Genomic DNA, 14,072 nt, shown 5'->3' on the forward strand with positions numbered 1-14,072 from the left:
CGGGCGGCGGGGCGCCCCGATCACTAGGGCCTGTTTCAAAATCTTTGCCGGGCTGCGCCGGGCCCAGACGACGACCGGCGGCGCCGGGCGTAAGGCCACATACAACACCGGTATGCGACCTTGCGCCCGACTTGCCGGATCGCCGCCTGGATCCCGGCTCGCCTCGACAATCCTTTTGAAACAGGCCCTAATGGATGGGCCAGGTGTGTACCGGCTCGTTGGTGCGCTGGAACCGGCCGTACCGCTGGAGCATGTCGTGCAGCGCCTCGCCGCGGTCGAGGCCGCGGGCCCGCTCGGCGGCGGCGACCGCCTCGGTCTGCCACACCGCGCCGTTGCGCTGGAGCAGGCAGCGCTGCTCGATGATGCCGAGCAGCCGGTCGCGGAACCTCGGGCTGACGCCGAACCGGTCGAGCCCCGCGTACGCCTTGGGCAGCAACGACTCAAGTACAAGGTCGGTGACCCGGATCTCGCCAACCCGGGGCCAGTGGACGGTGGCATCGATGCCGCGGCGGGCGGCCGCGTGGAAGTTTTCCTCGGCCGCGCTGAACGTCAGCTGCGACCAGATCGGCCGGTCCGCCTCGGCCAGCTCCCTCGTCAGTCCGAAGTAGAACGCCGCGTTGGCGAGCATGTCGATGACCGTGGGGCCGGCCGGCAGTACGCGGTTTTCCACGCGCAGGTGGGGCCGGCCGTTCATCACGTCGTACACGGGGCGGTTCCACCGGTAGACCGTGCCGTTGTGCAGGCGCAGCTCGCCCAGGTGCGGTACGCCCCCGGCGTGCAGCACCTCGACCGGGTCCTCGTCGTCGCAAATGGGCAGCAACGGCGGGAAGTAGCGCACGTTTTCCTCGAAGAGGTCGAAGATCGACGTGATCCACCGCTCGCCGAACCACACCCGCGGGCGTACCCCCTGGGCCTTCAGCTCGTCCGGCCGCGTGTCCGTGGCCTGCTCGAAGAGCGCGATGCGGGTCTCCGCCCAGAGCCGCTTCCCGTACAGGAACGGGGAGTTCGCCCCCACGGCCACCTGGATGGCGGAGATCGCCTGCGAGGCATTCCAGTAGTTGGCGAAGCTCTCCGGCGAGACCTGGAGGTGGAACTGGACGCTCGTGCAGGCCGCCTCGGGCGCGATCGAGTCGGTGGACATCTGGAGCCGCTCCACGCCCCGGATGTCCAGCTCGATGTCTTCGCCCCGGGCTGTCACGATCTGCTCGTTGAGCACCCGGTACCGCTCGTTGGTCGAGATGTTGTCGAGCACCAGGTGGCGGGCCGTCAGCGTGGGCAGTATCCCGATCAGGATGAGCGTCGCGTCGGCCTTCACCGCCCGGTGCTCGGCCCGGCCGAGGCTCGCCTGAAGGTCTTGCTCGTAGTCGGCGAAGCCGTCGCCCTCGATCAGGCGCGGCCGGGCATTCAGCTCCAGGTTGAACTGTCCGAGCTCGGTCTGGAACGTCGGGTCGGCCAGGTTGGCCAGGATCTCCGCGTTGCGCATGGCCGGCTCGGCCTCGCTGTCCACAAGGTTGAGCTCGATCTCCAGGCCGGTCGTCGGGCGCTCGGCGTCGAAGCCGAAGTCGTCGAGCATCAGCGCGAAGACGTCGAGACACCGGCGCACCTTCTGCCGGTACCGGGCGCGGTCCTCCCGGGAGAACGCACCATGCGAGACGTCCTTCCCCATGTTGCTCCTCCCGGCGCGCACGGCGATATGGGCGCCGTCGCAAAGACCCATGTCCCACCAGCCGGCGCGGTGACCTTCACGTTAGGAGCGCGGTCGCCGCTTGGGCTAGGGACAAAACAGGCACTTATCACCGGTCGTGAGCGTGGGAGCGCGCTTAGTCCACCTAAGCAATATGCCCCGGTAACCGTGAAACCGGCCACCGAGGCATATCGTGGGACAAATAGGGGCTCCTGGCGGGACGCGCCTTACTGGCGGATGGCCTCGCCCTCGATCTCGATCTTGACCTTCTTGCCGACCATCACGCCGCCCGTCTCGAGCGCAACGTTCCAGGTCAGGCCGAAGTCCTCGCGGTCGATCTCGGTGCTGGCACTGAAGCCGAAGATGTCGAAGCCGTAGGGGCTGCGGCCCACGCCCTCGAACTCGACCTTCAGGTCGACGGAGCGGGTGACGCCCTTGATGGTGAGGTCGCCGGCGAGGACGAACTCGTTGCCGCTGTGGGACTTCACGCCGGTGCTGGCGAACTCCAGCGTCGGGTACTTCTCGGTCTCCAGGAAGTCACCGCTGCGCAGGTGGTTGTCGCGGTCATTCTGGCCGGTGCTGATGCTCGCGGCCTGGATGGTCGCGGTGACGGCGGACTCCAGCGGGTCCTCGGCAACGGTGATCGTGGCGGTCGCCTCGGTGAACGTACCGCGCACCTTCGCCACCATCATGTGGCGAGCGGAGAAGCCAACCACCTTGTGAGCCGCGTCGAGCTGGTACGTACCGGGCGCGGGGATGGTCAGGCCCTCGAACTCCCGCGTCGCTGGCGAGGTGTCGGTCATGGGATACTCCTCCAGGAGGTTATTGACGGTTCTACCTTTGCGCAAGCAACTATACGCACGACAATATTCCACGTGTCAAGAGATGCTACGCTGTACAGGTGTCCGATGACCTCCTTGACGACCCGCGGCTGACCGCCGTCGGGCTGTTTTTCGAGGTGCATACGGGGCTCAACGCCCGGTTCGCCGCGCAGCTCTGCGAGCACGGCCTGTCACCGGTCGAGTTCGAGGTCCTCATGCGCCTCGCCCGCTCTCCGGACCGCCAGCTCCGGATGACCGACCTGGCTTCCCAGACGTCGCTGTCGACCAGTGGCGTCACGCGGGTCGTCGACCGGATGGAGCGCGACCGCTACATCGCGCGGCGCGCCTGCTCGTCCGACCGCCGCAGCTCGTATGCGGTGATCACACAGAGCGGCCTCACCAAGCTGGAGCAGATCCTGCCCGGGCACCTCGCGTTGGTCGAGGAGTGGTTCACCGGGCGACTGCCGGGCGACCAGCTCGCCACGGTCCTCGACGCACTGCGCACGATTCGCGACGCGGTCAACCCCGGCGCCACCGCCGGCTCGTCGCTCGGCGACAGCGATCGCGCGTCGCATAGCCGGCCACGACCGGAGGAGCAGAGCGACGGCGCCGAGCCATCGGGCGACGCGGCCGAGCGCCTCGTGGTCGAGGTGTGACACAGAGACATACCAATCAGGCGTGACCGGCAGAAAGACCGGCAGAAGTGATTTGACGACTCCTGCAACAGGGTCTTAAGCGGACATATACCCCCGTAGAAGTGGCTAGCGTGCAGCGCACGGGAGGGGCACCACGGGGGTGCGGCGCGGGCGGGTCGAGGGGGACCCAAGTCGGGGGGCGTCTCCGTTCGCGCCGCCTACAAAGGTGATCAGGGCGCCCGTCGAGCCGTACTCGCGTCGGCTCGGCGGGCGCCCTGATCACGCGGTCATCCGTTGATGAGCGCCCGTTCTCGGGGCAGCAGGGTAATGCCGCCCTCCTTGCAGACCGAGGTCAGCCAGTCGACGACCGAGCGCCGGGCCTCTGGCTCCTCGGTGCTGGCGACGAGCCACACCAGCGCCTCCGCGACGTCACGCATGTCGTGCCCACCGGCGTACGCCTCGGCCGCCGCGTTGAACCACTCGGCCGCGGACTCCTTGTCGCCCTGGTGGTACGCCAGGATCGCCTCGATCGAGGCAGCTTCGCCGGACTCCACCCGCCCCAGCGCCAGGCGCTCCGGCGTCGCCGGCTCGGACGCGGCGACAAGCTGCCGGATTTCGGCCAGCACGGCCCGCGCTTCCTCGACCTGACCGGCCTGGGCGTGCGCCCGCCCGATCGTGCCGAGCACCCGCCGCCGGTGACCGGGGTCGCCGAGTTCGGCCAGGGCGGTGATGGACCGCCGGCCCAGCACCTCGGCCTCCGCGTACCGGCCGTCGAGGCGGGCCACCTCCGCGAGGTTGGCCCGGGCCAGCGCGCGCAGCCGGTGCTCGCCGCACTGCGCCGCGAGCCGGTCGACCGCGGCCAGGCGCCGGCGCGCGGCCCGCAGGTCCCCGACCCGGATCTCATGCCAGGTGAGGTTGTTCTGCGCCACCGCCATGTCCCGGATCCGCCCGGCCCGGTTGGCCAGCGCGAGCACCGCCTCGCCGTGGCGGCGCGCCTCGTCGTACCCGCCGGTGGTCATCCACAGTGCACAGAGCAGGCTGCGCGCGCCCAGCTCGCCGGTCAGGTCCCCGGCACGCTGGAACTCCGCCAGCGCGGCCTCGGCCGCCGGCAGCTCCTCCGCGCCACCCCCGTGCTCGGCCGCGAGCTGCCCGACCCCGACGCCGGCCCAGGCCCGCACGATCGGGTCAGCGTCGGCGGTACGCGGGTCGTCCAGCAGGCGCCGCAGCCACTGCCGCCCCGGCACGTCACGCCCGCGGAAGCGCCACCACCTGGGCAGCCCGGCCGCGAGCCGCAGCGCGGTGTGCGGGTCGTCGTTGGCCGAGTACGCCAGTGCGGCCCACAGGTCGCTGGCCACATCGTCGAGGCGGCCGACGGCGGCGGAGAAGTTGCCGCCAGCCAGCTCGGGCGCGGTCCGCGCGGCGAGGGCCGAGAAGACCACCGCATGCCTGCGGCGGACCCGGCCCAGCTCGCCGTTGGCCGCGGCCCGCTCGGTGGCGAAGTCGCGTACGACGTCGAGGAGGCGGAAGCGAAACGGGCCCGAGCCGCGGACGCTCAGCAGTCCGAGCGCGATCAGCCGGTCGAGCAGCTCGACCGGGTCGCCGCCGGCGACCTGCCCGGTCTCGTCGGCGAGCATCGACTCGGCGAGGTCGACCGACCAGCGGTTGCGAAACGCGGAAAGCCGCCGGAGCGCGCGCCGCTCGTCCGCCTCCAGCAGCCGGTAGCTGGCCGCGACGGCGTCCCGCAGCGTCACTGTCACCGCCGGCGCGCTCCTCGGCTCGGCCGCGCTCGCGTCGCTCGCTGTTGGCCCTGGGCGGCCGGCTTCCGCGGTCCTCGCCGATGCGCTCCTTGGATCGCCGGTCCCCAACCCTGGGGCCGGGCCGGCCAGGTCGAGCACGCGGTCGCCGTACCGGTTGAGGATCTCGTTGAGGTCGAGCACCCGGCCCCGGGCGGCGGCCAACTCCAGTGCGAGTGGCAGGCCACCGAGCTTGCGGACCAGGCCGATCAGTGCGCCGACCTCGTCCGGCTCCAGCGGCTCGCGGCGTACCTGCCGGAGGCGGGCCAGAAACAGCGCCGCCGCCGGGTAGTCGGCGACGGTGTCGAGGTCCGCCTGGACGTCGGCCGGCGGCACCTCGAGCGGGGCCACCGGCCACACCCGCTCCCCCGGAAGACCGATCGGATGCCGCCCCGTGGCCAGCACGCGAAGGGTCGGTGCCGCGCCGGCGAGCCAGGTCAGCGCCACCGCCACCGCGTCCGGGGCCCGCTCGACCGCGTCGACCATGAGCAGCGCGGACGCGCCGGCCAGCCGCCCGGCCAGGTCGGCCGCGCGGCCGACGCCGAAGACCGAGGCGATCGCGGCGAGTACGTCGTCCGGCGTCGACACGTCGGACACCACGATGCCGGCGACCCCGGCCGGATGGGCGGCGGCGACGCGGTGCGCCACGGCCAGGGCCAGGCCGGTCTTGCCGACGCCGGCCAGGCCGACCAGGCTCACCGTGCGGCTGTCGAGCCCGCCGAGCAACGCGGCCAGCTCCGAGATGTCCCGGTCGCGACCGATCAGCTCACCGGCTGGCGGCAGCTCCACCCCGGCCGGCCCGGTCGAAGGGACCGGCCCGGTCTCCGCGCTCGTCCCCCGCGCGGCATCAAGGAAGTCCGCCCGCTCCCGGCCAATCAGGCCGAGCGCCTTGGCGAGCAACTCCATAGTGGTGCGCTGTGGGCGAGAGCGACCGCGTTCGAGGTCCCGTACCGTCCGTATGCCGACGCCGGCCCGCCCGGCTAGCTCGGCCTGGGTCAGGCCGGCCGCCAGCCGTTTGGCGCGCAGCAGCGCGTCAAACGCGGTGTTGGCCTGGTCAGGGCCATGATCCGGGGTCATGGCCAGGAAGAGTACGCATCAGTACCTTGCTTGGGGAGCGATGCGTCGCCTCGCCGACCGGTGGAGCTTCGGATACCCGACAGAATGGCCCTCGACGAGCCGAACGTCCCACTCAGTGCTTATGACGCGCCTACAGGCCGAGGTCACGCGCGATGATCATCCGCTGCACCTCGGAGGTGCCCTCGCCGATCTCCAGGATCTTCGAGTCGCGCCAGAAACGGGCGACCGGGAACTCGTTCATGAAGCCGTAGCCGCCGTGGATCTGGGTCGCTTCCCGGGCGTTGTTGACCGCGACCTCACTGGCGTGCAGCTTGGCGATCGCGGCCTGCCGCTTGAAGTCTTCGCCGGCGAGCATGCGGGCGGCCGCGTCGTAGTACGCCAGGCGGGCGGTGTGCGCGCCCATCTCCATGTCGGCGATCTTGAACTGGATCGCCTGGAACGCCCCGATCGGCCGCCCGAACGCGTGCCGCTCCTTGGCGTACTTGATCGACTCGTCGACGCACCCCTGGGCGAGGCCCACCGAGAGCGCCGCGATCGCGATCCGCCCTTCGTCGAGGATGCGGAGGAACTGGGCGAACCCTCGGCCCCGCTGGCCGAGCAGGTTACTCGCCGGCACACGGCAGTCGCTGAACGTCAGCTCGTGCGTGTCCGAGGCGCACCAGCCCACCTTCGAGTAGCCGGGCTGCACCGTGAAGCCGGGCGTACCCGAGGGCACGATGATGGTCGAGAGCTCCTTGGACCCGTCCGGGTTCGTACCGGTCACGGCCGTCACCGTGACCAGAGCGGTGATGTCGGTACCGGAGTTCGTGATGAACGCCTTGGAGCCGTTGATCACCCACTCGTCGCCGTCGAGCACCGCGCGGGTCTGGGTGCCACCGGCGTCGGAGCCGAAGCCCGGCTCGGTCAGCCCGAACGCGGCCAGTGCCTCGCCCCTGATCAGCTGGGGCAGCCACTGCGCCTTCTGCTCCTCGGTGCCGAAGCGGTAGATCGGCATCGCGCCGAGCGAGATCGCCGCCTCCAGCGTGATCGCGACCGACGAGTCGATCCGGGCCAGCTCCTCCAGCGTCAGGCAGAGGGCGAAGTAGTCGCCGCCCATGCCGCCCTGGTCCTCCGGGAAGGGCAGGCCGAACAGGCCCATCCGGCCCATCTGCCGCACGATCTCGTACGGGAAGGCGTGCTGCTCGTAGAACTTGCCGATCACCGGCGCGACCACCTCGCGCGCGAACTCCCGCACGCTCTCCTTCAGCGCCTCGTGCTCCTGCGTGAGCATGGTCGACTCCTTTGTTAGACGGGCGTCACGCCGTGACGGCGCTTGGAGAAATGCCGTTCCTTGCCCCGCGCAACCGCGAAGCGGCGGACCAACTCGTCCCGCAGCTCGTGCGGCTCGACCACCGCATCGATCACGAGCTCGCTGGCGAGGCGGGCGATGTCGATGTCGCGCTCGTACTCGGCGCGCTTCGCGGCCACGAACGCGGCCCGCTCCTCCGGGTCGGCGATCGCCGCGATCTTGTTGGCGTAGACGGCGTTGACCGCCGCCTCCGCGCCCATGACCGCGATCTTCGCGCTGGGCAGGGCGATCGTCGCGTCGGGCTCGAAGCCGGGGCCGGCCATCGCGTAAAGGCCGGCGCCATACGCCTTGCGGACCACCACACAGATCTTGGGTACCGTCGCCTCGGCGACCGCCGTGATCATCTTCGCGCCGTGGCGGATGATGCCCTCCTTCTCCACCGCCGTGCCGACCATGAACCCGGGCACGTCGGAGAGGAAGAGCAGCGGCACGTTGAACGCGTCGCAGAGCTGGATGAACCGGGTCGCCTTGTCAGCCGAGTCGACGAAGAGCACGCCGCCCTTGAACATCGAGTTGTTGGCCACGACGCCGACCGCCTCGCCGGCCAGCCGGCCGAACCCGATCGTGAGCTCCTTGGCCCACAGCGCCTGGATCTCGAAGAAGCTGCCCTCGTCGAGCAGGCCCCGCGTGTACCGCCGCATGTCGAACGCCTGCCGCTCGCTCTCCGGCACCAGCGCGCCGAGGTCGACATTGGACGGCGCCGCGACCGGGGTGCTGGCGGGCGCCGGCTGGGTCCAGTTGTCCGGCAGGTACGACAGGTAGCGCTTGATCGTGTCGAGCGCCTCGACCTCGGTCTTGCAGAGAAAGTGGCCGACGCCGGACTCCCGGGTGTGCACGGCCGCGCCACCCATCTTCTCCAGCGTGGTCTTCTCCCCGGTGACCATCTCGACCATGCGGTCGGATCCGAGGTACATGCTCGCGTTGCCCTCGACCATCGCTACGACGTCGCAGAACGCCGGGATGTACGCACCGCCGGCGGCGGACGGGCCGAAGAGGGCGCACGCCTGCGGGATCGAACCCGAGGCGCGCACCTGGTTCCAGAAAATCTTGCCGGCGCCGCGGCGTCCCGGGAAGAGGTCGACCTGGTCGGTGATCCGGGCGCCGGCCGAGTCGACCAGGTAGATCATCGGCACGCCCGTCGTATACGCCCGCTCGATGATCCGGATGATCTTCTCGACCGTACGCGCGCCCCAGGAGCCGGCCTTGACCGTGGAGTCGTTGGCCATCAGGCAGACCGGCCGGCCGTCCACAGTGGCTTGGCCGGTGACCACGCCGTCGGCGGGGAGGCCCTCGGCGAGCGCGTTCGCGTACAGCCCGTCCTCCACGAACGAGCCCTCGTCGACAAGCAGTGCGACCCGCTCGCGGGCGAAGAGCTTCCCCTTTGCCGCGTTGGCGGCGTGGTACTTTTCGGCTCCGCCCGCGAGGGCACGCTTGCGCAGCCGATCGAGCGCCTCACCGTCGAGCGTCACAGCAGCCCCTTCCCTGAACGATCGTTAGGGTACCATCTCGCGGCGCCAAGGAAAGGTCAGCCTACGCACGAGGCCGGGCCCCCGCTGGTTGCGGAGGCCCGGCCTTGTGGTGCTTCAGTCGTCTTAGCGCATTCGGGTGACGATGCCGGTGTCGTAGTCACCGGAAATGAACTCGTCGTTCTCCAGCAGCTCGGCGAAGAACGGCAGGTTGCATTTCGGACCGGCGATCTCGAAACCGGCCACGGCCGCGCGGGCCCGCTCGATGGCGGCCGCACGGTCGTCGGCGTACACAATCAGCTTCGCCATCAGCGAGTCGTAGAACGGCGTCACGGTCGTGCCGGCGGTGTACCCGGAGTCGACCCGCACGCCCTCGCCGCTCGGCTCGCTCCACGCGGTGATCGCGCCGGGGCCGGGCAGGAAGCGCTTAGGGTCTTCCGCGTTGATCCGCAGCTCGATCGCGTGCCCGCGCGGTGCCAGCGCGTCCGGGTCGAACGTCGGCGGCAGGCCCGCGGCGACCCGCAGCTGCTCCTCGACGAGGTCCAGCCCATACACGAACTCGGTGACCGGGTGCTCGACCTGGAGTCGGGTGTTCATCTCCAGGAAGAAGAATTCGCCGCTCCCGGGGTCGAACAGGCACTCCACCGTGCCCGCGTTGCGGTAACCGACCGCCTCGCCGGCCCGCACGGCCGCGGTGAGCAGCCGCTCGCGCAGCTCGGGCGAGACCGCCGGGGACGGCGACTCCTCGAGGAGCTTCTGATTGCGGCGCTGCACCGAGCACTCCCGCTCGCCGAGCGCCACCACGCGGCCGTCCGCCAGGCCGAGGATCTGCACCTCGATGTGGCGAACGCGCGGGAAGTACCGCTCGATCAGCACCGAGCCGTCGCCGAACATCCGCTCGGCGAATGCGCGCACCTTGTCGTACTCAGTGCGCAGCACCGCCTCGTCGGCCGCGACGCCCATGCCCATGCCGCCACCACCAGCGGCGGCCTTGACCATCACCGGGTAGCCGATCGTGGTGGCCGCCTCGATGGCTGCCTCGACCGTGGCGGCCGGGTCGGTGGTGCCGGGCGCGACCGGCACGCCGGCCGCCGCCATCAGGTTACGAGCATTGATCTTGTCGCCCATCGCGGTGATCGCGTCGGCGCTGGGCCCGACCCAGATCAGACCGTTCGCCTCGACGGTACGGGCGAAGTCCGCATTTTCTGACAAGAAGCCGTAGCCGGGGTGCACCGCCTGGGCACCGGTCGCCTTGGCCACGGCCAGGATCGCCTCGGTGTTGCGGTAGCTGGCGGCGGGGTTGGCCGGGCCGATGCTGACCGCCTCGTCGGCCTCGGCCACGAACGGCAGGCCGGCGTCTGCCTCGGAGTACACAGCGATCGCGCGCACGCCGAGGCGCTTGGCGGTACGGATCACGCGGCGGGCAATCTCGCCCCGGTTGGCGACGAGTAGCGACTCGATCATCGCTGCCCGACCAGCGCGGCCAGCGTCGCCTCGCGCAGCAGCGCCGCGCGGCGCTCGCGCTCGACCTCGCCACCGAGGAACGGCGTCGAGTTCATGAGGCCGAAGGCGGCGTGCGCCAGCACCCGGGCCTCGCCGGCGGCGAGCTCGGGGCGGAGGTCGGTGAGGACGTTGACCCACTCCTCGACGTACAGCCGCTGGAGCCGGCGGATCTGCCGCCGCGGCTCCTCGGGGAGCCGGTCAAGCTCGTGCAGGTGCAACGCGATCACGGCCGGGTTGGCCAGCGCGAACTCGACGTGGAAGTCGATCAGCGACTCCAGCGCGGCGCGGGCACCCTCCGGGTGGGCCGCGACACGGGCCCGGCCGCCCTCCAGCAGGCCCTCGCTCACCGGGATCAAGGCCGCGACGAGCATCGCTTCCTTGCCCGCGAAGTGATGGTAGAGCGCGGGCCCGGTGACCCCGGCAGCTGAGCCGATGTCATCCATCGACACGCCGTGGTAACCGCGGGCCGCGAAAAGCCCTACAGCGATTTCGATTATCTCGTCGCGCCGGGTCCGCCTACGGGCCGGCGCCGACGACGTCTGCTGCTCCACCGTCACGGGGTCAGCGTAACCAACTGTCAACACACGCATATCATGCGATCGGCGGCCTCTCTCCACCAGCGGCGGGACAAAATACACGCCACCGTGGCGCCCACGGCGTTCACCAGGACGTCGTCCACAGAGGACACCCGGCCCAGGTCAAGGACGTACTGGGCCAGCTCAACGAGGATCGACGCGGCCGCCCCAAATGCGAAGACTCGCCCGGCCCCGGCGAGCACGGGCCACCGGATCGGCGCGAAGAACCCCAGCGCGGCAAAGACTAAGAGATTGCCCCCAATTTGAACCACAAGGGTGCTGGGGTCGGTCAGCTGCACCGCAATGTCACGGAACGGAGTCAGGTGCACGCGTCGCGGAGCATCCTTCGGGGTCAGGATCATCCACACCCAGGGCAGGGTGCCGGCCACCATGCCCACCTCGGCAGCGCTCCGCCACCACGCGACCCGCGGCGGCATCCCACGGCGGCGCCGGACGCCCGCGAGGACGGCGACCGTAAGCGCGACCACCGGCAGTGCCACCAACGAGGCGACGATCACGCCGCCCCACTCGCGCCAGACCTCCGCCACGTGCCGGCACGGTACCGGCCCGGAACCATCGCTTCGCGTCACGCCTCTTCCCGGCATGACGAATAGGCGCACAGTCCTTCAGCTCGCCGGGCTCGCCGGCGCCGGCGCTGTACTCGGCGCCTGCGACTCCCGCACCACCGCCAAGCCCGGGCCCGCTCCCGGCGACCTGCTCATCGTGGAGACGAAGGCAGGGCTCTCGGTCGTGGACTCGGGTACCGGGCAGGCCGCCGTCCCCCCGGCACCCTCGATCGTTACCGGCGACCGCACCCGGCTGGTACGTACCGAGTGGACCGACAAGGGCACCAAGCTCGCCACGTACCGGCTGCCGAGCGGCGAGGTGGTCGCCGGCGGCCTGGTCCGCGACAAGCTGGAGGCGCGCGTGGTCTCCGCCGAGGGGCGCCTTGTCGCGCTCGCCTCGCCGGCCGGCCCGCGCAGCCGTACCACCATCGCGGTCGCCGACGGCAGTGGCGAGCGTTCGCGCGTGGACCTGCCGGGCAACCTCGACCCGGAGGCGTTCGACGTCACCGGGCAGTACCTGTTCGTCCTCGACTACCTGCCGCCCACCGCGCCGGACCGGTACCGGGTGCGGGCCCTCAACCTCCGCTCCGGCGCGCTGGAGCCGCTGCTGAACCGGGAGAAGGCGGTACTGCCACCGGGCGCCGAGGAGGAGATGCGCGGCCAGGGCCGGCAGGCGGTGTACGACGCGGGGCGGCAGCAGCTCTTCACCCTGTACACCCACCAGCCCGACCACGTGCACAGCCGCGACCTGCTGGCCGGCGCCCGGGACGACGCCCCGCACGTGCACGCGTTCGTCCACACGCTGAACCTCGGCGCGCGGTGGGCGTACTGCATCGACCTGCCCGAACCGTTCGGCGTACGAGCGGCGGAGCGGCACGCGATCGCGCTGAGCGGCGACGGGCAGCGGCTCTGCGTGGTGGACGCGGTCACCAGTACCGTCGCCGTGATCGACCCCACCGGCCTCAACGTGGTGAGCACCATGCCGCTGGCCGCGCCGACCGGCGAGGGGCCGGCGACCGCCGCGTTCACGGCCGACGGGCGGCGGCTCGTCGTGGGCGGCGGCGACAAGGTGGTGGTGATGCCGATGGGCACCTCGGACAAGGCCACCCGCTGGTCGACCGGGTCGCAGGTACGCGGGCTGGCGCTGCTCGACGGCACCGAGCGGGTGTACGTCGGCCAGGACGGCGCGGTCACCGCCCACGACCTGACCACGGGCAAGCAGCTCTCCCGCACCGAGGTGCCCGGCCTTGTATCGGTGCGCCAGGCAATCGCCCGCTGACCTACGCCAGCGTCCGGGCCGTCTTCAGCGCGGCTTCCACATCGGCCTCGTTGTTGGCGATCGTGGTGCCGAAGCGCAGCAGCGAGGGCCGGTACGGCGTGGAGGTAGCCACGACCTTGAGACCGCGCAGCCGGGCCACCGCCTCCTCGACGTTGACGTCGGGCACCTGGCAGCAGACCAGGCCGGCGGAGAGGTCGGGACTCTTCGGTGTCGTGAGCTTGAGCTTGCCGATACCGGAGAGTCCGTCCTTGAGCGCGGTGGCCAGCTCGTGCGTACGCGCAGCGACCCGCTCGCGCCCGATGGCCTTGTGAAACTCGAACGCCTCGGCGAGCGCCCACCTGTGCTCAAAGCTGTGGTAGCCGCCCGGGGTGGCCGCCGGGCCGGGCGGCGCGGTGCCGCCGTCGAACCCGAGCCACGCGCCGATGCTGCGCCCGTCGAACGGGGGATCAACGGGGCGAAGCTGGCCCACCCGCTGGCCGAACCCCAGACAAGCCCGGTGCCGCGTGGGCCGAGCAGCCATTTGTGGCACCCGGACACCAGAAAGTCGCAGCCGAGGTCGCCCGGGCTGGCGTCCTCCGCGCCGAAGCCGTGCACCCCGTCGACGCAGAGCAGCACGCCGCGCCCCCGCAGCGCGTCGGCGATCGCCCGGATCGGCAGCTTGACCCCGGTGCTGGAGTGCACCCAGGTCAGCGCCACCACCTTGGTGCGCCCGGTCACCGCCCGGGTCAGGCTGCCCACGATCTCGTCCGTGCTGGCGGTGGCGGGGTCAGCGTAGAGCCGGACCCGGCGCACGGTCACGCCGTCGCGCTCGGCCCGCAACCGCAGCGACTCGTGCGTGGCGTAGAAGTCGTGCTCGGTGGTCAGCACCTCATCGCCAGGTGCCAGCCGCAGGCCGCTGTAGAGCAGGCCCAGCCCCATCGTCGTCGAGTCGGTGAACGCGATGTCGTCCAGCCGCGCGTCCAGGTAGTCGGCGGCGGCGACGGCCACCCGCTCGTCCAGCCGGACCTCGTTTTCGTGCAGGTAGCTGATCGCGTCCGCGTCCAGGCCGGTCCGGTGCCGTTCGATCGACTCGCGTACCGGCGCCGGGTGCGACGCGAACACGTACGTGGAAAGGTGCGCGATCTCCCGACTGATCGCGAACTGGGCCCGTACGCTGGCCCAATCCGTGGGAATCAGGGGCGGCGCGCCCGCGGGAGCGGGCGCCGCCGCCGGTTCGTCCTCGCACGCGGTGGCTGCACCGACCAGCCCGGCCGCCGCCGCCACTCCCAGCAGGCTTCGCCGTCTCATCCTGACAGCCTGCGCCGTCCAGGTCACGATCCGGACGC

At 71.0% G+C, this 14,072-nt stretch carries 11 protein-coding genes; 2 read left to right on the forward strand and 9 right to left on the reverse strand.

What is annotated here, in order from left to right; translation table 11 throughout:
* Positions 1-187: 187 nt before the first annotated feature.
* Positions 188-1,666 (reverse strand): glutamate--cysteine ligase family protein, encoded by a 1,479-nt coding sequence (locus Pflav_RS32940; RefSeq protein ID WP_173040671.1) that lies wholly within the window; start codon positions 1,664-1,666, stop codon positions 188-190.
* Positions 1,667-1,911: 245 nt separating this feature from the next.
* Complete coding sequence (locus tag Pflav_RS32945; RefSeq protein WP_173040672.1) at positions 1,912-2,487, reverse strand: YceI family protein; 576 nt, start codon at positions 2,485-2,487, stop codon at positions 1,912-1,914.
* A gap of 98 nt (positions 2,488-2,585) precedes the next feature.
* Here Pflav_RS32945 and Pflav_RS32950 point away from each other — a divergent pair, with 98 nt between their 5' ends.
* Positions 2,586-3,161 (forward strand): MarR family winged helix-turn-helix transcriptional regulator, encoded by a 576-nt coding sequence (locus Pflav_RS32950; RefSeq protein ID WP_173040673.1) that lies wholly within the window; start codon positions 2,586-2,588, stop codon positions 3,159-3,161.
* A gap of 266 nt (positions 3,162-3,427) precedes the next feature.
* Here Pflav_RS32950 and Pflav_RS32955 read toward each other — a convergent pair whose 3' ends face one another.
* From Pflav_RS32955 to Pflav_RS32980, 6 genes are all read right to left on the reverse strand, one after another.
* Entirely contained in the window at positions 3,428-6,010 is a 2,583-nt protein-coding gene (locus tag Pflav_RS32955) for an ATP-binding protein (protein ID WP_173040674.1), read from the reverse strand.
* Positions 6,011-6,140: 130 nt separating this feature from the next.
* A complete protein-coding gene (locus tag Pflav_RS32960) occupies positions 6,141-7,280 on the reverse strand; it encodes an acyl-CoA dehydrogenase family protein (RefSeq protein ID WP_173040675.1) in 1,140 nt (379 codons plus the stop codon).
* A gap of 14 nt (positions 7,281-7,294) precedes the next feature.
* Positions 7,295-8,827 carry an acyl-CoA carboxylase subunit beta gene (locus Pflav_RS32965; protein WP_173040676.1) on the reverse strand — a complete coding sequence of 511 codons (1,533 nt, stop codon included), beginning with the start codon at positions 8,825-8,827 and terminating at the stop codon, positions 7,295-7,297.
* 123 nt (positions 8,828-8,950) lie between these two features.
* On the reverse strand, positions 8,951-10,288 hold the full coding sequence (locus Pflav_RS32970; protein WP_173040677.1) for an acetyl-CoA carboxylase biotin carboxylase subunit: 1,338 nt from the start codon (positions 10,286-10,288) through the stop codon (positions 8,951-8,953).
* Complete coding sequence (locus Pflav_RS32975) at positions 10,285-10,884, reverse strand: TetR/AcrR family transcriptional regulator (RefSeq protein WP_232072188.1); 600 nt, start codon at positions 10,882-10,884, stop codon at positions 10,285-10,287. Before Pflav_RS32975 ends, Pflav_RS32970 begins: the two co-directional genes overlap by 4 nt.
* A 20-nt stretch (positions 10,885-10,904) precedes the next feature.
* Complete coding sequence (locus Pflav_RS32980) at positions 10,905-11,450, reverse strand: VanZ family protein (RefSeq protein ID WP_232072189.1); 546 nt, start codon at positions 11,448-11,450, stop codon at positions 10,905-10,907.
* 55 nt (positions 11,451-11,505) lie between these two features.
* Here Pflav_RS32980 and Pflav_RS32985 point away from each other — a divergent pair, with 55 nt between their 5' ends.
* A complete protein-coding gene (locus Pflav_RS32985) occupies positions 11,506-12,747 on the forward strand; it encodes a YncE family protein (protein WP_173040679.1) in 1,242 nt (413 codons plus the stop codon).
* 24 nt (positions 12,748-12,771) lie between these two features.
* Here the strand turns inward: Pflav_RS32985 and Pflav_RS32990 are convergent, their stop codons facing one another.
* A complete protein-coding gene (locus tag Pflav_RS32990; protein WP_232072190.1) occupies positions 12,772-14,034 on the reverse strand; it encodes an aminotransferase class V-fold PLP-dependent enzyme in 1,263 nt (420 codons plus the stop codon).
* Positions 14,035-14,072 lie beyond the last annotated feature (38 nt).

The sequence above is a fragment of the Phytohabitans flavus genome, from assembly GCF_011764545.1.
Classification (GTDB): domain Bacteria; phylum Actinomycetota; class Actinomycetes; order Mycobacteriales; family Micromonosporaceae; genus Phytohabitans; species Phytohabitans flavus.

Bases quoted from the DNA above. Each gene is read 5' to 3' on its own strand.
- Pflav_RS32940 (WP_173040671.1), bottom strand. From the start codon at position 1,666: ATGGGGAAGGACGTCTCGCATGGTGCGTTCTCCCGGGAGGACCGCGCC.
- Pflav_RS32945 (WP_173040672.1), bottom strand. From the start codon at position 2,487: ATGACCGACACCTCGCCAGCGACGCGGGAGTTCGAGGGCCTGACCATC.
- Pflav_RS32955 (WP_173040674.1), bottom strand. From the start codon at position 6,010: ATGACCCCGGATCATGGCCCTGACCAGGCCAACACCGCGTTTGACGCG.
- Pflav_RS32960 (WP_173040675.1), bottom strand. From the start codon at position 7,280: ATGCTCACGCAGGAGCACGAGGCGCTGAAGGAGAGCGTGCGGGAGTTC.
- Pflav_RS32970 (WP_173040677.1), bottom strand. From the start codon at position 10,288: ATGATCGAGTCGCTACTCGTCGCCAACCGGGGCGAGATTGCCCGCCGC.
- Pflav_RS32985 (WP_173040679.1), top strand. From the start codon at position 11,506: ATGACGAATAGGCGCACAGTCCTTCAGCTCGCCGGGCTCGCCGGCGCC.
- Pflav_RS32990 (WP_232072190.1), bottom strand. From the start codon at position 14,034: ATGAGACGGCGAAGCCTGCTGGGAGTGGCGGCGGCGGCCGGGCTGGTC.